This is a genomic window from Pseudomonas sp. NY15437, from assembly GCF_048068435.1.
GTDB classification, from domain to species: domain Bacteria; phylum Pseudomonadota; class Gammaproteobacteria; order Pseudomonadales; family Pseudomonadaceae; genus Pseudomonas; species Pseudomonas nitroreducens_B.
Genome location: NZ_JBLUQC010000002.1, coordinates 442,112 through 458,900 on the forward strand (window position 1 = coordinate 442,112; position 16,789 = coordinate 458,900).

Below are 16,789 nucleotides of genomic sequence, written 5' to 3' on the forward strand. Positions count from 1 at the left end.
AAAACTGTTATATATAAATTCGAATTGATAATTTTTTGAAATAACTAAAATGTCGCAGTATGGCGCTGCCCCTTCTTTCGGTCCGCCAGGAATCTGCCATGTCGCTCTTGACCCTTCCCAATGCCCGCGAGCAAACCAAGTCGGTCCGCGCCACGGTGCTGGTGTTCAAGGACCCGCGCTCGCAGGAACTGCTCAACCGCATCGAACGCCTTGCCCCCAGCGAGGCCAATGCGCTGATCATCGGCGAGACCGGCACCGGCAAGGAGCTGGTGGCGCGCCATATCCACAAGCTCAGCCGACGCAGCACCGCGCCGTTCGTGGCGGTCAACTGCGGCGCATTCTCCGAGACGCTGGTGGAAAGCGAGCTGTTCGGCCATGAGAAAGGCGCCTACACCGGCGCCACCAGCAGCAAGGCCGGCTGGTTCGAAGCGGCCAACGGCGGCACGCTGTTCCTCGACGAGATCGGCGACCTGCCGCTGAACATGCAGGTGAAGCTGCTGCGTGTGCTGCAGGAGCGCGAGGTGGTGCGCCTGGGCTCGCGCACGCCGGTGCCGATCAACGTACGGGTGGTCGCCGCGACCAACGTCAACCTGGCCGACGCCGTCGTGGCCGGGCACTTCCGCGAGGACCTGTTCTACCGCCTGCACGTCGCCACCATCCGCCTGCCGCCGCTGCGCGAGCGCCCCGGCGACATCCTGCCGCTGGCCGAATTCTTCCTCGAGGAGCACTGCCAGCGCCTGGGCTACAACCGCGCCTCGCTCAGCCCCGAGGCCGAGCGCAAGCTGCTGGGCCACACCTGGCCGGGCAACATCCGCGAACTGGAGAACGCCATTCACCATGCCCTGCTGGTCTGCCGCAACCAGCAGGTGCAGCCAGGCGACCTGCAGTTGGCCGAACTGCCGTCGGCCCCGCGCCATGATGCGCTGCGCCACGAAGCCTTCCCCCACGCCCTCGCCCCGCGGGTGGAGGCGACCCTGGAACAGGCATTGCTGGAGCTGTTCGAAAGCAACAAGCCCGACCTCTACGAGCATGTCGAGGAAGTGCTGTTCCGCACCGCCTATCACTTCTGCCATGGCAACCAGTTGCAGACCGGTCGTCTGCTGGGCATCAGCCGCAACATCGTCCGCGCGCGGCTGGAGAAGATCGGCGAACTGAACCTCAGCCGCACCGGCTGAGGCAGGTCCAGGGCGCGCCAGCCCTGGGCCCAAACCGTCCGTCGGCGGTCCTCGCCCGGCCTCCCCCCGCCAAAGGTTATAATCCGCGCCGCATTTATCGCCGGCACGCCCGCGCACCCGAGCGTCTACACTGCCAGGGTGCCGATCGCCAGTGCACGGCCCATCGTCAGCGTTTCAAGTCATCAGATTCACAGTCATCAGGAACCATCGTGACCAAAGACGAACTGCGCGCGGAACTTGAGCGCCAGGAGCAACGTTTCAAGGATGAACAGGGCGGCGAAGTGACCCTTTATGCCGCCCAGCCCGAACCCGAAAGAAAGCCCTGGCGCAAGCGACCCAGCGTGCAGGACAAGGCCTTCGACCGGGAACTGGAAAGAATCGAAGAAGAACGACTGAAAAAGGATCAGGAAGCCGCTTCCCTTTAATCGCAGGTACGACCCCAGGCTGAAGGATTTGCCCGCAAATACGGCGGAAAAATCTTGAAGCGATGGGCGAGCAGCGCTCCGTGGGGGAGCCCGCCAGTTGGCCTGCAAACACTCATCCGATGGGCCGGCGGCCCGCGTGGAAGCATTGCAAACTTTTTCCACCCTGCCTGAAAGCGCCGTGCGACGAGGCGTCGCGCAAATTGGAGAAACCGTTTCAGGCTAAATACGGTGCTCCAAGCTTCTGGCATAATCGCCGCCCCGTCTCCGACCGGTCATAGAATTTTCATGTTCGATCTCTTCAGCGGACTCGATGTCTGGGTGGGTGTCAGCCTGGTGCTGGCGCTCACGTTCGTCCTGGCCTTCGAGTTCATCAACGGCTTCCACGACACCGCCAACGCGGTGGCCACGGTCATCTACACCAAGGCCATGTCCCCGTACCGCGCGGTGATCCTCTCCGGCATCTTCAACTTCCTCGGCGTGTTGCTCGGCGGCGTCGGCGTCGCCTACGCGATCGTCCACCTGCTGCCGGTGGAACTGCTGATCAATGTGAACACCGGCCACGGCCTGGCCATGGTGTTCTCGCTGCTCGCCGCCGCCATCACCTGGAACCTGGGCACCTGGTACTTCGGGATCCCCGCCTCCAGTTCGCACACCCTGATCGGTTCGATCCTCGGCGTTGGCCTGGCCAACGCGCTGATCACCGGCGTTCCGGTGGCCGACGGGATCAACTGGGGCAAGGCCATCGACATCGGCCTGTCGCTGATCTTCTCGCCGCTGGCCGGCTTCCTCGTCGCCGGCGCCCTGCTGATCGGCCTGAAGTGGCTGTACCCGCTGTCGAAGATGCACAAGACGCCGGAAACCCGCCGCGACGTCGACGAGAAGAAGCACCCGCCGTTCTGGAACCGCCTGGTGCTGGTGATCTCGGCGATGACCGTGAGCTTCGTGCACGGCTCCAACGATGGCCAGAAAGGCATCGGCCTGATCATGCTGGTGCTGATCGGCATCGTCCCGGCCAAGTTCGTCCTCGACCTGAACAGCACCACCTACCAGATCGAGCGCACCCGCGACGCCGCCGTCCACCTGCAACAGTTCTACAACCGTCATTCCGACACCCTCGGCGACATGCTCGCCCTGGGCAAGGCCAGCGAAGCCGACCTGCCGGACCTGTACCGCTGCGAGCCGAAGCAGACCGAGGCGACCCTCAAGGGCCTGCTCAAGGACCTGCATGGCGTCTCCAGCTACACCGACCTGAACGACGACGAGCGCGTGCAGGTGCGCCGCTACCTGCTGTGCCTGGACGACACCGCGAAGAAGGTCGGCAAGCTGTCCGACCTGCCGTCGCGCGAGAAGGCGGACCTCGAGAAGCTGCGCAAGGACCTGACCAGCACCACCGAGTACGCGCCCTTCTGGGTGATCATCGCGGTGGCCCTGGCGCTGGGCATCGGCACCATGGTCGGCTGGAAGCGCGTGGTGCTCACCGTCGGCGAGAAGATCGGCAAGCAGGGCATGACCTATGCCCAGGGCATCGCCGCGCAGCTCACCGCGACCGCCGCCATCGGCATGGCCAACATCTACAGCCTGCCGGTGTCCACGACCCACGTGTTGTCCTCGGGCGTGGCGGGCACCATGGTGGCGAACCGCAGCGGCCTGCAAGGCAGCACCATCCGCAACATCCTCATGGCCTGGGTACTGACCCTGCCGGTCTCGATCGCGCTGGCCGCCGGGCTGTTCTGGTTGTCCTCGCGCTTCGTCGGCTGAGTCCGCGCCGCGCGCCACGAAAAACGCCTGCCTCCGCAGGCGTTTTTCATTTCCGGGTCTTCGATTGCAGGAGGCTCAGAGCGTCACGGGCTGGCGCGGCAGGCGGATGACGAAGCGCGCGCCGCCCTTGAAGTTATCCACAGACAGGCTGCCGCCCATGTTGCGGATCAGGTCGTGGCTCACCGAGAGGCCCAGGCCGGTGCCCTTGCCGATCGGCTTGGTGGTGAAGAACGCCTCGAAGATCCGCTCCATCACCGCCGGGTCGATGCCGCCCGCGTTGTCGCGCACATGCAGCTCGACCCAGCCGGGATCGGTGCAGGGTTCCTGCGATACGCCGACCCAGCGCGCCCCCTCGTCGCCGCGCCCGAGCAGCGCATCGCGGGCGTTGGCCAGCAGGTTGATCAGCACCTGTTCGAGCTGGTCGGCGTAGCCGCGCACCACCACCCGCTGCGCCGGCGGCCGGCATTCCAGGGTGATGCCCTGCTGCGTCAGGCTTTCCCCCAGTAGCGCGACGGCGCCCTCGCAGGCGTCGTAGGGGTCGAAGGGCGCCGCCTCCAGCTCCGACTTGCGACTGAACACGCCCATGTGGCTGATCACCCGCGAGAGCCGGTCGATCTGCGCGTCGGCGCGTTCCAGCTTGTCCTTCAGGTACTCCGGCTCGCCGAGCTTCTGCCGGGCGTTGTACAGCGACATGCGCATGACGTGCAGCGGCTGCTTCATCTCGTGGGCCATGCCGCTGACCATCTCGCCCAGGCTGGCCATCTTCGCGCCCTGGGCCAACTGCTGCTGGGCGTGGCGCACGGCGGTGTTGTCGCGGCCCACGGCCTGGACTTCGACGAGTTGGCCCTGGGCATCCAGCAGCGGACGGTCCGACCAGATCAGCCAGAGGTTGCGCTGGCCGGGCAGGCAGAAGCGCAGCTCCCAGGAGTCGTCCGCCGCGCCCTGGCCGCCGCCCACCAGGCGGGCGCGCAGGGCGCTGCAGTCCTGCGGCGAGAGCCACTCGTCCAGCCGCCGGCCGAGCAGCGCGTCCACCGGCTCGCCCAGCACCTGGGCGAAGGTGTGGTTGATGAAGGTCAGTTGCAGGTCGGGGTTGTAGCGGCAGATCAGCGCGGGGGAATCTTCCACCAGCACGCGGTAGCGCTCCTCGCTTTCGGCAATCTGCAGGGCGGCCAGGTGTTGCTCGGTGACGTCCAGCCAGAGGCCGACCGCCTCCTGCGGGATGCCCTGGATGTCGCGCAGCAGCTTGGCTTCGTCGTACAGCCAGTGCCATTCACCGGCGCTGTCGCGCAGGCGGTATTCGGTGCGCACGCGACCTTCGCGCAGCAGTTCGCGGCCACGGTCGAGGAAGGTTTCCAGGTCCTCGGGGTGCACGCGCTCGGCCAGCGCCTGCCAGTTCTGTCCCTGCAGGTCGAGGCCGAGCAGGTTGCCGGCGCTCTCGCTGTAGAACTCGGGGATCAGGTGGCCCTCCTCCACGCGCTGTACGTAGATCACCACCGGCGCGCTGTCGATGAGGTTGCGCAAGCGTGCGTGGGCGGCCAGCGCCTGTTCTTCCTGCAACTTGCCTTCGCTGATGTCCAGCAGCACCCCGTCCATGAGCTGGTCGCCCGCCCGGGCCTGGCGCCGGCCCTGCAAGCGCAGCCAGCGCCGCGTCTGGGTGGGCGCCGTGCCGCGCAGGCGCAGATCCTGCACCAGCCGCCCGCCGGGTTGCAGGTTGCGCAGGCGCAGGCTGAGTTCATCGGCATCGGCCGGGTGCAACTGGCCGAGCAGGTCGTCGAGTGCCAGTTGCAGTTGCCCGGCCGGCAAGCCGAGGCTGGTGGCCACCGCTGGCGAGAGCTCGAATACGCCCTCGTCCACCCGCAGCCGCCACCAGCCGCCGCCGACCATGTCCTGCAGCAGGTTCAGGCGGCGGCTGCTGTCGCGCAGGCTGTGCAATTCGGTGCGCTCGTGAACGAGGTTGGTGAGGATTTCCGCCAGGTACTGCCAATCGCTGGGCGCCAGCCCCGGCCAGGGGCTGCCGTGCTCCATCGGCTCGGCGAGCAGGCCGGCGAGGCGGCCTCCCCGCACCGGCGCAGGGATCAGGTAGAGCTGGTCGCAGCACAGCACGCGCAGCAGCTCGGACGGGCTGTTGTCCGCCCCGAGCAGGCTGGCGCCGCTGGCGGCACGCAACTCGTCGCCCGGCAGCGCCAGGTTTTCCCGCAGCAGGCTGTCGAAGCCGGGCTGCACGTAGCAGGCAAACACCCGCAGGCTCTGGTCCGGCGCCTCCAGCAGCAGGGCCATGCTGCGCATGTGGAAATTGCTGCAGAAAGCTTCCAGCACCTCGCCCACCGCTTCGCCCAGGCGGCGTTGCGAACTATGGCGCAGGCGCGCCAGCAGCAGTTTGCTGAGGTTCAGGCATTGCAGCTTGTGCTGCTGGCTGTCGGACTGCCAGTTCAGGTCGGAGATGTCGGTACCCAGTAACAGGCAATGTTCGTTGGCCTGCAGGACGGCCTGGAAGCGGCAGACCAGCGGCAGGTCGCCGCTGCTGCGCAGCACCAGGTCGAGCCGCTCGCCGCCGCGCAGGCTGGAGACGTGCATGCCGCCGGGCATGCGCCGCTCCAGATAGTCGCCAAGGCCCGGCGGCTCGCCGTTGCCCGGCGTGGGCGGCAGCAGCCGGTGCGCCACGCTGCCACCCCGGGCGATGACCCGATCGCGGCTGTCCAGCTCCAGCCACAGGTCCCAGTGGCCGGTGATGACTGGCTCAGCCACCTCCTCGGCGGGCAGCGCCGGGCGCCGGCGCGCGGCCAGCGGTCGGCTGGGTGGCGGGGTGTCCGCCGGTTCGGGTTGGTCGGTGGAGCGCGTGCGCCAGAAATCGAACATGCAGCCGCCTCACAGCAGAACGCTGGCGGTGCCGCTGAGCACGTCGGGCAGGCGCGGCACGGTGCCGATACCCGGCAGCGTGAGCAACGGCACGATGGGCGACGTGGCGTAGGGATAGCTGATGCAGACCCGCACGCGGGTGTAATCGCGACCGGAAATGGTTTCGGTGACCGGCGTATCCATGAACTGCCCGCCGTAGCAGCCGTTGCGCCAGCTGGTCGGCATCCAGCTCAGGCGCTGGGTCACGGCGCTGTCCACGGCCGCCTTCAGCGCGGCGTTGTAGCCCCCGGCGGCCTGCGGATTCACCGAAACGGCCACCCGTGCCCCAGCCGCGGCCGCGTCGTTGAAGGCCTGCAGCATCAGCAGCGGCACGCAATAACCGAGCAGGCCATAGAGCACAGCGAAGAACAGGACAAATACCGCGGCGAACTCGATAGCCACCGCGCCGTGTTGGCGGCGCGAACTTCTGCTTCCTTTCATGTGCACTACGCCTCGAACTTTTTCGACAGTTGCACTCTCGGTAAGTTATCGGCAGGCGTTACCGCTGCCAAAGTACCGATTCGCTATTGGCGCCCCTGCATCAATACTAGATTCTGTCGGCGAATAAACGAGTTCGCGGCAACAGTATTAATTCCCCTTCCCGGAATAAGGACATTCCCCATGTTCGCCAAACTTCTGCTGCTGGCCTGTTTCGCGATGGGCGCCTACCAGGATCTGCGCAGCCTGCGGGTCAGTAATTGGCTGACCCTCGGGGGTGCGCTGGCGGCAGGCCTGTGGTTGTGCGCCAGCGGCCATAGCCTGACCGGTTACCCGCCCGCGGTCGTGCTGATCGGCCTGGCGCTGGCGCTGGCGCTGAGCGTGCCGGGCTACCTGCTGAGTCGCCTGGGCGCGGCCGATGTGAAGGCGCTGGCCGCCCTCGCCCTGGCCAGCGACCCCCGCACCGTGCTGTACACCCTGGCGCTGGCCAGCGTGTTTTGCGTGGTGGCGATGTTCGCCAGCAAACTTTTGATTGATTCGGATAAGTTGCCTGCTAATTGCCAATCGCAATTAGCGAGACTGCAACCGTCAAAGTTCAAGTCATTTCCGTTCGTGTTCGCCTTGTTCGTCGGTCTTCTGGCGACCCTTTCATTCATCCGTTAAATGATTCCGCAGATTGGCGGAGTCCAAACTTAACGACTATATGCTAAGGGTTAATACCACCTATCGGCTGATAGGACGATCCGGCTGCGGTATTTGAACGGCCGGACGATAACAACAATGGAAAAGGTCTTTTCAAGGAGCGTGCAGTCATGGAAAAAACGGCCAATCGCCGTTTCAGCGTGCTGGTCATCGATGACGAGCCCCAGGTTACTTCCGAGGTCTCCGAACTGCTGGAAAACAGCGGCTATCGCTGCGTCATCAGCGACAGCAAGGACAGCGCGCTGCAACGGTTCCGCGACGATGCCTCGATCGGCCTGGTGGTCTGCGACCTGGGCCTGGGTCGGGACAACGGCATCCGCGTGGTGGAGGCGCTCAAGGAGGTGGCCGGCTCGGCGCGCTTCTTCGAGACCATCATCCTCACCGGCCAGCAGGGCAGCCAGGAAGTCATCGAGGCCATGCGCGTAGGCGTTGCCGATTACTACCAGAAGCCGGTGGCGCCGATGGACCTGCTCAAGGGGCTGGAGCGCCTGGAGAGCCGACTGCACGAGCGCATCCGCAGCCAGCTCAGCCTCAGCCATGTGAACCAGCGGCTGGAGTACCTGGCCGAGTCGCTCAACTCGATCTCGCGGGATATCCACAAGATCAAGTACGAGGTCCATGGCGGCGGCCAACCGGCCAGCAACAGCGCGCTCAAGCAGGAGCAGCCGGAAGCTCCGGCCAGCGCCGCGCCGAGCAACGCCGAGCAGATGACCCCGGTGGTCAACAACCCGCTGTTCAACAAGCTGTCGCCGCGCCAGCAGGCCGTGGCGCGCCTGGTGAGCAAGGGGCTGACCAACTACCAGATCGCCTACGACCTGGGCATCACCGAGAACACCGTCAAGCTCTACGTCTCGCAGGTGCTGCGGCTGATGCACATGCACAACCGCACCCAGCTCGCCCTCGCCATTTCCCCCACCGCTTCGCAGAGCAGCGCGGTGCACTGACCCCGGCAGCGGCTCGGCCGACCTTCAGATCAGCAGCTCTGCGCCGCCGGTCTGGAGGTCGATGAGGCGGACGTCGAGGATGCCAGTCTGGATGCCCAGGAGCTTGAGCAGCGGGTCGATCAGCGCGTTGCCCAGCGCCGTCACCAGGTCCGCCAGGGCCTTGGTCAGAAGCTTCTCCAGGTCGGTAGCAGAGTTGATCACAGCTCCGGCGACTCTATCCACCAGCTTGCCCAGGTCGCACAACAGCCACCCCAGCAACGGGTTGCATAGCAATCCCTGCGAGCCCAGCGTTACGTCGATATTCAGTCCGTTGCTCAGGCTCGCCAGCCCTGCGCCCAGGGAGGCGCCAAGAGGGCTTTGCGCTCGCTGGACGGCACTGGGCAGATCGCGGGGACCGGTCACGGTGAAGGTCAGCTCGGTCGGGCTGGTGGTGGCGATCGTCACTGGCCCCGACGGCGTGGTGATGTCGACCTTGGCCAGATAGCCCGATCCGAGATTGATCACGCCGGCCGAGGCGGCAAGTCTCAGCGACGCGATGCCCGGCTGCGCCTGAACGCCTACTTTCACCGGCTTGCCGACACCGCCGCACTGAATGCTCTCCAGCGCAGCTGACCCCGGCGCGACGGACGCCACCAGCGTCACATCGGACTTCACCAGGCCCAGGTTGAGCAGGTCCACGCTGGCCTTGATCGTCAGGTCGATCTGCGATGAGTGCGCCTGCGTCCGCCAACTGCCATCGCTGTTCTTGCCCGGATAGCCAATGGCAATCTGCGGGGGATTGATCACCGAGAGGGTCAGGCTCTGCGTCAGCAGGCCGGGCACGGCGAGCTTCTGGGTGGGAATGGTGACTGCGTTGCTCTTGTTCGCCACCAGCGCCGTGGCCATCAGCAGGTCGAGCATATTGACCCCGGCACTGAGCGCCGTGTCGCGCACGCTGTCCGGCGCCACCACGCTGAGAATCTGCCCCAGGGTCAGCTGCGCGGTCGGCACGTTGATGGTCGCCAGCGCCGTGCGCAGCAGCGCCGTGTTCACCCCGGCCAGCTGTGAGGCATCCGCGGCGTTGACCATGGCCTGCAACAACTGCGCGGCGGTGACATTGGCACCCAGGAGACTGTCGATCTTGCCCAGTTCCAGGTTCACTCCCGCCGCCTTGAGTTGCTGGCTGAGGGCGAGCAGCGAAACATTGGCCCCGGCGATGCCCTGGTAGGTCACCACGTCCAGGTTGAGCGAGGTGCCCAGCAGGCCGCCGAGCAACGCATTGAGCAAGGGTGAGTTGCTCGAATCCAGGCTAAGCACGCCGCTGCCGGCGGAAATCCCGGCCAACGCCGGGCGGCGCGCCACCGCCTGGGCGTTGAGCACCGTGGTACTCGACGCGCCGCTGAACAAGCTGGCGACGTTGAGCACCAGGCTCGACGGCACGCTATGGGTGGCCTGTACCCGAACGGAGTCGGCCAGGTCGCCGCCGGCGTTGAACACCCGCTGGGATTGGGCACTGCCGTAACCGGCCGCGAAGCTGACGGTGCCCAGCGTGCCCACCAGCGTATCGCCAGCGCCGGGCACGAAGCCGTTCTTCGCCGCGCTGGCCGTGACGTAGCCCTGGATGTCGGTGGCCAGTTGCGAGCCGCACATGCCGCCCTGGCTCGCCGCCTCCAGCGCCGCCATGTCCGCCACGCGCTGCAGTTTGCGCTGTTCGAAGTACAGGCGCCCGGTGTCGACCACCAGCGCCAGGCAGATCAGCGCCAGCAGCAGCGTAGCCGCCGCCATCACGCCGATTGCGCCTCGCTGCCGTTCACGTCCCATGGCAGCCTCCGGAAGGGATCAGTTCTTGTCGGTGCTGAAGCCGTTGTTGTCGTCGAGCAGGTATTCGGGAATCTCCCGGGTATAGCTCTTCAGGTAGCGCTGGTAAGCGCGGTCGCGCTCGGCCGCAGTGGCGCTCTGCCGATGCGGCGAGGCGGCCCTGCCGCTGCTTTGCAGATCCAGCCAGGTCAGCACTTCCTGCTGGTCGCGGGCGGTGGTGCCAGCCTCGGTGTGGGTGGTGCCGCTCTCCACGGCCAGGGCCAGTGTCGGCATCGCCAGCAGTGCGCCGGCCATAATCCATGTCTTCATCCTGTCCTCCCTGCCCGCCTCAGCGGGCCTTGACCAGCAGCTTGGCGTCGCGCGCCACCGCCGGTGTCGACTCGACCAGCGCGGGGGGCGCGTCCTCCACCGGGTCATCCACGTAGCTCACGCTTTCCACCTGCACCGGGGGCTGGCTGGCGGGGCTGGCGGGGCTGGCCGGGCGCAGGTCCCTGGCCTGGTCCTGGGCCGCGCGGACCTGGTCGGCGGATAGCCCGACGCTCTGGATCAACCGGCTGGCCTCGCTGCTCTCGCCCTGAATGAACATGACGCTGAGCAGGTTGGTGGCCGGCAGCTTGTCGTGCTCGTCCAGCTCCATGGCAGTGATGAATTCGAAGCGCGCCTTCTCCAGTTCGCCACGGCGCAGCAGGACGTAGCCCAGGTCATTGCGCAGCGCGCTGTCGGTGGGCTGCAGGCGCGCCGCTTCGCGCAGTTCGCGCTCGGCCTCGGCGGTCTTGCCGCCGCGCATGGCGATCTGCCCCAGGCCGTGGTGGGCCTCGGCGGATTTGCAGGTACCCAGCAGCCCTTCGTAGACGATGCGCGCCTTGGGGTCGCCGATGCGGCGCAGCGCCAGGGCCTTGCTTTCGCGTACCTCCAGCGAATTGGGCGGCAGGGTTTCCAGGTTGGCCAGGGCGGCGTGGGCGCGGCCGCTGTCGAGCATCTCGCGAGCCAGGTTGAGCTGCAGCTCCACCGCCTGGCCAAGCTTCTCGTCGCAGTTCTGCCCGACGCTCGGCCCGCCGCCGAGGCTGTCGAGGTTGGCGCAGCCGCCGAGGCTCAGCCCCAACAGGCCGATCACGCATGCGTTTCTCATCCCATTCTCCCCAAGGCCTTGGTAATCGCGAGGAAGCCGGGCCCGGCCAGGATGATCAGCAGCGCCGGGAACAGCAGCGTCATCATCACCAGGCTCATCTTCGCCGACATCTTGCTGACCTTTTCCTGCAGGCCAGTCAGGCGCCGGTCTTCGAACAATTGCTTGAGCGTCAGCAGCGAGGTGCGCGCGCTGCCGCCCTGGCGCACCATCTGGCGCAGCACGTTGCAGCAGTCGGTCAGTTCCCCCACCGCCAGGCGCTTGCTCAGCAGTTCCAGTTCGTCGGCCAGGTCCAGGCCGCTTTCGGCGTGGGCCAGAACCCCATCGAGCTCTTCCACCAGTACCGGCACGATGCCCCGCCCTTCCCGGCAGACCACGCGCAGGCTCTGCTCCACGGTCAGGCCGGAATCGAAGAGGATGCGGATCAGCTGGATGAACAGGATCACCTCGTCCGCCAGGCGCTGCCGGCGCTTGCCGGCAAAGTGGGCCAGCACCCGCTTGGGCAGCAGGAAGCCGATGCCGGCGGCGAAGGACAGCGGCAGCAACGGCGAGGTGTGCGCGTGCCCCGGCGTGGCGAGGATCACCAGGACGATGGTGACGAACACCACCGGCACCAGGAAGATCGACATCAGGTACAGGCTGCGTGGCGTGTTGCCGGACCACCCGGCCTGGTTCAGCAGCAGCCGGACCTCGTCGTCACGCAATTGCAGGCGGCGGCCCAGGCCGCTGTCGCTCATCCGGTCGAACAGCTGTGCCACGCGCTGGCCGGCGCCGCGCGGCAGGGGCTGGCTGCCCAGGCGCTGTTCGATCAGGCGTTGCTCGCGCCCCGCCGCGCGGCTCTGCGACAACAGCAGGAGGATCGCCGCGAGCGCGAGGATCAGCACCATCAAACCGTAGGACAGGGGCATGCCGGCCTCCTCAGATGCTCTTGAGCATGCGCCAGAGCGTGTAGCACCCCAGCACCTGCAACCCCAGGGATGTCAACAGCATCAGGCGGCCACCATGGTCGTTCCACATGTTCATCAGGTAGCCCGGATTGCTGAACAGGATGTAGGCGCCCAGGCTCACCGGCAGCAGCGCCAGCACCAGGGCGCTCAAGCGCGTTTCGCCGGTCATGGCGCGCAGCTGGCGGCCCAGTTTCTCCCGCTCGTGGATGACCTTGATGATGTTCTCCAGCAGGTCGGTGGTGTTGCCGCCGTAGCGGTGGTTCACCGCCACGCCGAGGGAGAGCACGTGCAGCTCCTCCACGTCGTACAGCTCGGCCACTTCCTGCAGCGCCTCGGGCAGGCTGATGCCCAGCAGCACGTGGTTGTTCACCAGCGCGAAGATTTCCCGCAGCGGGTCGTCGGCGACGGTCACCGCCTGGGTGATGGCATCGCCCAGGGTGCGGCCGGAATGCAGGCTGCGCACCACCTGGTCAAGGAAGTTGGGCATCTGCCGGATCATCTTCTGCAGGCGTCGCCGGTACAGCACGTTGAGCAGCGTATGGAAGCCCAGCACACCCAGGCCGATGCCGCACAGGGCGCCGACCGGCCCGGCCAGACGCTGGCCGAACAGCGCCAGCAGGATGCACACCACCCCGGCGCCCAGCACCCAGCGGCGCATGTCGGCGATGCCGGCACGGCGCATGCGGCGTGCCAGCCAGTGGCTGCTGCGGACGCGGCTGCCACTGGCGGCTGCCCCCTCCCCGCTCAGCCGGCGCATCACCAGTTCGTGGTGCCGCGCACGCCAGCCCATCCCAGCCAGCAGCATCCCGAAGGCCGCCAGCGTCAGGCTCGCCATCACCAGCCAGAGGGCGCCGCTCACAGCAGCACCTGGCGGAATTTCACCCCGCCCGGCTGGGCGGTGCGGACGAACTGCCCGGTGCCGCGCCGGTCGAGGCTGAACAGCGAGTTGGTGACGTAGACGCCGTCGCGCACCTCCAGCACTTCGATGATCTCGCTGACGCAACGGCGGCCGTTGGACAGGCGGGTGATCTGCACGATGATGTCCAGCGCCGAACAGAGCATCTGCCGCAGGGTCTGCTCCGGCACGCGCTGGCCGGTGAGGCCCACCAGCATCTCCAGGCGCAGCAGCGAATCCATCGCCGAGTTGGCGTGCACGGTGCTCATCGACCCGTCGTGGCCAGTGTTCATCGCCTGCAGCACGTCGAGCACTTCGACGCCGCGGATCTCGCCGAGGATGATGCGGTCCGGGCGCATGCGCAGGGCGTTGCGGATCAGGTCGCGGGCGGTCACTTCGCCGAATCCCTCGGCATTGGGCGGGCGGGTTTCCAGGCGCACCACGTGGTCGTGGCCCAGCTGCAGTTCGGCGGTGTCTTCGATGGTGACGATGCGTTCGCGCTCGTCGATGAAGCTGCTCATGACGTTGAGCAGCGTCGTCTTGCCGGTGCCGGTGCCGCCGCTGATGAGGATGTTGCAGCGGCTCGCCACCGCCTGGCGGAGAAACGCCAGCATGGCTTCGTCGACGCTCTGGTAGGCCAGCAGGTCGGCGCTCTTGAGCAGCTCCTTGCTGAATTTGCGGATCGACAGGCACGGCCCGTCCAGCGCCACCGGCGGGATGATCGCGTTGACCCGGCTGCCGTCGGGCAGGCGCGCATCCACCATCGGGCTGGACTCGTCCAGGCGCCGCCCCAGCGGCGCAAGGATGCGCTGGATCACCCGCTGCACATGGTGGTCGTCGATGAAGCGCAGGTCGCTCTGGTAGAGGCGGCCCTCGTGCTCGATGAATACCCGGTCCGGGCCGTTGACCAGGATTTCGGAGATGCCCGGGTCGCGCAGGAGGATTTCCAGCGGGCCGAAGCCGGTCAGCTCGTCCACCACCTCTTCGGCGAGGCGGTCGAGCTCGTAACGGGAAATCGCCAGCTGGCGGCGCGAGGCGTATTCGCAGACTTTCTCGGAGACGTACTGCGCCACCGCCGGCCGCGCGCCCTCCAGCAGGTTCATGCCGTCTTCGTCGATCTCGTCGATGATGTAGCGGTGCAGGCGCATCTTCAGCGTCTGCAGGTCCTGGTCATGGCGGCCGTGACCGCCGCCGTAATGCTGGCTCATGAACGTGCGGCCCTGGCCCGGCCGATCCAGCGCAGCAGCCCGCGCTTCTCGGCCACGCCCGCACCCAGCGCCTCGGCCAGGTCACGCAGCTTCACCGTCAGCGGGTCGCGCGGGGCCAGGTCGAACAGGCTCTGGCCGACGTTCTTGGCGCGCAGGCGCGCTTCCGGGGAGGCCGGCAGCACGCCGAAGAGTTCCAGGCCGAACATCTTGCCCAGCGCCGGCGCATCCGGCGGCACCGAGGCCCAGTAGCGCTCGATCAGCAATTCGATGCGCGGCAGCGCGGGCGAGCGCTCGCGCAGGCGGCGCAGGCGCTCCAGGCCCTTCTTGCACGACGGCACGCTCTGGTCCACCAGCCACAGCACGCGGTTGGCCTGCATCAGCAACTGCCCGCTGAGCTCGCCTTCGGCGACGCCGGTGAGGTTGATCAGGATGTGGCTGAAGGCGCTGCGCAGGTTGCCCAGCAGCAGGTACAGCTCGGCGGTGGTGATGCGCTCCAGCACGCCCGGCTCGTCCGACAGGCTGAGCACGCGCAGGCCGGACTCATGACGGGTGAAGGCGCTGTCGATCAGCGTCTGGTCCAGGCGGCGCAGGTTGCGCAGGGCATCGGCGAAGGTGAACGAGGGCTCCATGCCGAGGATCGCCAGCGCCTCGCCGGTGGGCTGGCCGATGTCCACCAGCAGCACGCGGTGCTCCGCCTGGCGTTGCAGCGCCAGGGCCAGGTGCAGGGCGACGAAGGCCCCGTCGGCATCCGGCCGGGCGCTGATCAGGCTGATCAGTTCCCCCTGCTGGGTGGCGCTCACCGGCACCGTGGGCAGGCGCCCGCCAAGGCGCCGCACCAGCCCGCTCAATTCGCTGGCACGGGCGCCGTAGGTGACGAAATCCCGCGCACCGGCGCGCATGGCCGCAAGCACCAGCTGGTTGTCCAGGCCATCGCCGACCGCCACGACGGAGAGCAGCGGCCGGGCGGAAACCAGCCCCTCGATCAGCGAGCCCTGGGACACCAGGTTGGCCTTGTTGAGGCTGGTGAAGAGCACCGTGGCGCCGGTGACGTCGAGCAGCGACAGCAGCTCTTCCAGGGTCCCGCTGTTGGCCAGTACCACCTGCCCACAGCCGGCCAAGCTGCTCTGCAGCCATTCCTGCTCACCGGGATGCTGGATCAGCGCGACGAAAGTCTGACTCATGCCCGTGCTCCCTTGTTTTGCCTTGCCTCCCGCTCTGGGGCGGGTCAGCGCTTCGTAGATTTCCATCAGTGCGACATCCCGCTGCTGGCCTTGCGCTTGTCGAAGCGGCCGTCCTCGAGGAAATAGAACTCGCCGAAGCCCGGGTCATACTCCCGCAGCCCTTCGCCGGGGAGCTTGGGCAATGCGGCATTGGCGGCCAGCGGCTGCACCAGGTGCGGGGTGACGATCATCAGCAGCTCGCGGTCGTCCTTGTCCAGGCTGGAGGAGCGGAACAGCGCGCCGATGATCGGGATGTTGCCCAGGAAGGGGAACTTGTCGACGTTGCTGATGGTGCTGCTGCTGATCAACCCGCTGATCACGAAGCTTTCGCCATCGGCGAGCATCACGCTGGTGTCGGTGCGCCGCACGGTCAGCGCGGGCACGGCGATGTCGTTGGTGCGGATGCCGCTGGAGAAGTCCAGCTCGCTGACTTCCGGGGCGACCTTCAGGGCGATGCGCTTGTCGTTCATCACGGTCGGGGTCAGGGTCAGGCGCACGCCGAATTCCTTGTACTCGATGGTGATGGTGTCCTTGTCGCCGTTGGGTACGGGAATCGGGAACTCGCCACCGGCCAGGAACGAGGCGCTCTGGCCGCTGGTCGCCACCAGGCTGGGACGCGCCAGGGTGTAGGCGAAGCCGCTGCCTTCCAGGGCATTGATGAAGCCCAGCCATTTGCTGCTGCCACCGCCCCAGATGATGTTGAAGCCGCCATTGGCACTGCCGAAGGTGCCGTCCAGGTTGCCAATGGGATCGACGGAAATGTTGCCCAGGCTGCCCGGCGAGCCCAGCACGAAGGTATTGGAGCCGCGCCGCACCAGCGAGGTGCTGGCCTGCTTGAGCTTGCTGCGGCTGACTTCGACAAAGCGGATGTCGGTCTGCACCTGGTTGGGCAGGCTGCCGGCGCCGACTCCGGTCGCTCCGGCCACATCCCCCACGGCGCGCGCGCCGACACGCACCACGGTGCGGATCGGCTGGTCGCTGCAGCTGGTCCAGATCAGCAGGCTGGTCAGGCCCTCGGCCTTGCCGGTGACGAGGAAGTCGCGCTTGTCGAGCACCTGCACGTCGGCGATGTTCGGGTCGCCGATGGCCAGGCGCTTGATCGGTACGGGCAGTTGCTGGTCGCGCTGGGCGCCCTGCTCCACGTCGAGGTTGAGTTGCTGGTCAGCAAAGCCCGCGCAGGCGCTGGGCACGGCCTGCGCCGCGGCGTGCACGGCGCAGGCCAGCAAGGCGGCCAGGGTCAGGATGAAGCGCTTGGACAT

At 67.0% G+C, this 16,789-nt stretch carries 15 protein-coding genes; 5 read left to right on the forward strand and 10 right to left on the reverse strand.

Annotated elements, in window-relative coordinates; all coding sequences use genetic code 11:
* Nucleotides 1-98 precede the first annotated feature (98 nt).
* The 3 genes from ACNFIA_RS06105 to ACNFIA_RS06115 all read left to right on the forward strand — a co-directional run bounded on the left by ACNFIA_RS06105 (nt 99) and on the right by ACNFIA_RS06115 (nt 3,358).
* The gene (locus ACNFIA_RS06105; RefSeq protein WP_259759450.1) at nt 99-1,175 is read left to right on the forward strand and encodes a sigma-54 interaction domain-containing protein; all 1,077 of its coding nucleotides are present in this window, start codon (nt 99-101) and stop codon (nt 1,173-1,175) included.
* A gap of 209 nt (nt 1,176-1,384) precedes the next feature.
* Nucleotides 1,385-1,600 carry a hypothetical protein gene (locus ACNFIA_RS06110; protein ID WP_259759449.1) on the forward strand — a complete coding sequence of 72 codons (216 nt, stop codon included), beginning with the start codon at nt 1,385-1,387 and terminating at the stop codon, nt 1,598-1,600.
* A gap of 285 nt (nt 1,601-1,885) precedes the next feature.
* Nucleotides 1,886-3,358 (forward strand): inorganic phosphate transporter, encoded by a 1,473-nt coding sequence (locus ACNFIA_RS06115; RefSeq protein ID WP_416783459.1) that lies wholly within the window; start codon nt 1,886-1,888, stop codon nt 3,356-3,358.
* Between the two features lie 75 nt (nt 3,359-3,433).
* Here the strand turns inward: ACNFIA_RS06115 and ACNFIA_RS06120 are convergent, their stop codons facing one another.
* Together ACNFIA_RS06120 and ACNFIA_RS06125 are read right to left on the reverse strand one after the other, a co-directional pair.
* Nucleotides 3,434-6,214 carry an ATP-binding protein gene (locus tag ACNFIA_RS06120; RefSeq protein WP_416783460.1) on the reverse strand — a complete coding sequence of 927 codons (2,781 nt, stop codon included), beginning with the start codon at nt 6,212-6,214 and terminating at the stop codon, nt 3,434-3,436.
* Nucleotides 6,215-6,223: 9 nt separating this feature from the next.
* Nucleotides 6,224-6,694, reverse strand: coding sequence for a TadE/TadG family type IV pilus assembly protein (locus ACNFIA_RS06125; protein ID WP_416783462.1), 471 nt, complete (start codon nt 6,692-6,694; stop codon nt 6,224-6,226).
* Nucleotides 6,695-6,874: 180 nt separating this feature from the next.
* Between ACNFIA_RS06125 and ACNFIA_RS06130 the strand changes: the two genes are divergently transcribed.
* Both ACNFIA_RS06130 and ACNFIA_RS06135 read left to right on the forward strand, forming a co-directional pair.
* On the forward strand, nt 6,875-7,354 hold the full coding sequence (locus ACNFIA_RS06130; protein ID WP_416783465.1) for a prepilin peptidase: 480 nt from the start codon (nt 6,875-6,877) through the stop codon (nt 7,352-7,354).
* A gap of 149 nt (nt 7,355-7,503) precedes the next feature.
* The gene (locus tag ACNFIA_RS06135) at nt 7,504-8,337 is read left to right on the forward strand and encodes a response regulator transcription factor (protein ID WP_259759444.1); all 834 of its coding nucleotides are present in this window, start codon (nt 7,504-7,506) and stop codon (nt 8,335-8,337) included.
* Nucleotides 8,338-8,361: 24 nt separating this feature from the next.
* On the opposite strand, the gene ACNFIA_RS06140 is transcribed toward ACNFIA_RS06135, so the two are convergent.
* From ACNFIA_RS06140 to ACNFIA_RS06175, 8 genes are all read right to left on the reverse strand, one after another.
* A complete protein-coding gene (locus ACNFIA_RS06140; protein WP_416783467.1) occupies nt 8,362-10,137 on the reverse strand; it encodes a pilus assembly protein TadG-related protein in 1,776 nt (591 codons plus the stop codon).
* An 18-nt stretch (nt 10,138-10,155) separates the two neighbouring features.
* Nucleotides 10,156-10,443, reverse strand: a complete 288-nt coding sequence (locus ACNFIA_RS06145; protein ID WP_416783469.1) for a DUF3613 domain-containing protein — start codon at nt 10,441-10,443, stop codon at nt 10,156-10,158.
* Nucleotides 10,444-10,462: 19 nt separating this feature from the next.
* On the reverse strand, nt 10,463-11,263 hold the full coding sequence (locus ACNFIA_RS06150) for a tetratricopeptide repeat protein (protein ID WP_416783470.1): 801 nt from the start codon (nt 11,261-11,263) through the stop codon (nt 10,463-10,465).
* Entirely contained in the window at nt 11,260-12,168 is a 909-nt protein-coding gene (locus ACNFIA_RS06155) for a type II secretion system F family protein (protein WP_416783472.1), read from the reverse strand. The genes ACNFIA_RS06150 and ACNFIA_RS06155 overlap by 4 nt, the downstream gene beginning before the upstream one ends.
* A 10-nt stretch (nt 12,169-12,178) precedes the next feature.
* Nucleotides 12,179-13,066 carry a type II secretion system F family protein gene (locus ACNFIA_RS06160; protein WP_416783474.1) on the reverse strand — a complete coding sequence of 296 codons (888 nt, stop codon included), beginning with the start codon at nt 13,064-13,066 and terminating at the stop codon, nt 12,179-12,181.
* Nucleotides 13,063-14,310, reverse strand: coding sequence for a type 4b pilus Flp biogenesis ATPase TadA (gene tadA / locus ACNFIA_RS06165; RefSeq protein ID WP_259759438.1), 1,248 nt, complete (start codon nt 14,308-14,310; stop codon nt 13,063-13,065). Before tadA ends, ACNFIA_RS06160 begins: the two co-directional genes overlap by 4 nt.
* The gene (tadZ, locus tag ACNFIA_RS06170) at nt 14,307-15,491 is read right to left on the reverse strand and encodes a type 4b pilus Flp biogenesis protein TadZ (protein WP_259759437.1); all 1,185 of its coding nucleotides are present in this window, start codon (nt 15,489-15,491) and stop codon (nt 14,307-14,309) included. Before tadZ ends, tadA begins: the two co-directional genes overlap by 4 nt.
* 65 nt (nt 15,492-15,556) lie before the next feature.
* The gene (locus ACNFIA_RS06175; RefSeq protein WP_259759436.1) at nt 15,557-16,789 is read right to left on the reverse strand and encodes a type II and III secretion system protein family protein; all 1,233 of its coding nucleotides are present in this window, start codon (nt 16,787-16,789) and stop codon (nt 15,557-15,559) included.

What these genes read in the sequence shown, in the direction of transcription:
- ACNFIA_RS06105 (WP_259759450.1), top strand. Translation starts at nt 99, where the DNA reads ATGTCGCTCTTGACCCTTCCCAATGCCCGCGAGCAAACCAAGTCGGTC.
- ACNFIA_RS06115 (WP_416783459.1), top strand. Translation starts at nt 1,886, where the DNA reads ATGTTCGATCTCTTCAGCGGACTCGATGTCTGGGTGGGTGTCAGCCTG.
- ACNFIA_RS06120 (WP_416783460.1), bottom strand. Translation starts at nt 6,214, where the DNA reads ATGTTCGATTTCTGGCGCACGCGCTCCACCGACCAACCCGAACCGGCG.
- ACNFIA_RS06125 (WP_416783462.1), bottom strand. Translation starts at nt 6,694, where the DNA reads ATGAAAGGAAGCAGAAGTTCGCGCCGCCAACACGGCGCGGTGGCTATC.
- ACNFIA_RS06130 (WP_416783465.1), top strand. Translation starts at nt 6,875, where the DNA reads ATGTTCGCCAAACTTCTGCTGCTGGCCTGTTTCGCGATGGGCGCCTAC.
- ACNFIA_RS06135 (WP_259759444.1), top strand. Translation starts at nt 7,504, where the DNA reads ATGGAAAAAACGGCCAATCGCCGTTTCAGCGTGCTGGTCATCGATGAC.
- ACNFIA_RS06140 (WP_416783467.1), bottom strand. Translation starts at nt 10,137, where the DNA reads ATGGGACGTGAACGGCAGCGAGGCGCAATCGGCGTGATGGCGGCGGCT.
- ACNFIA_RS06145 (WP_416783469.1), bottom strand. Translation starts at nt 10,443, where the DNA reads ATGAAGACATGGATTATGGCCGGCGCACTGCTGGCGATGCCGACACTG.
- ACNFIA_RS06150 (WP_416783470.1), bottom strand. Translation starts at nt 11,263, where the DNA reads ATGAGAAACGCATGCGTGATCGGCCTGTTGGGGCTGAGCCTCGGCGGC.
- ACNFIA_RS06155 (WP_416783472.1), bottom strand. Translation starts at nt 12,168, where the DNA reads ATGCCCCTGTCCTACGGTTTGATGGTGCTGATCCTCGCGCTCGCGGCG.
- tadA (WP_259759438.1), bottom strand. Translation starts at nt 14,310, where the DNA reads ATGAGCCAGCATTACGGCGGCGGTCACGGCCGCCATGACCAGGACCTG.
- tadZ (WP_259759437.1), bottom strand. Translation starts at nt 15,491, where the DNA reads ATGAGTCAGACTTTCGTCGCGCTGATCCAGCATCCCGGTGAGCAGGAA.
- ACNFIA_RS06175 (WP_259759436.1), bottom strand. Translation starts at nt 16,789, where the DNA reads ATGTCCAAGCGCTTCATCCTGACCCTGGCCGCCTTGCTGGCCTGCGCC.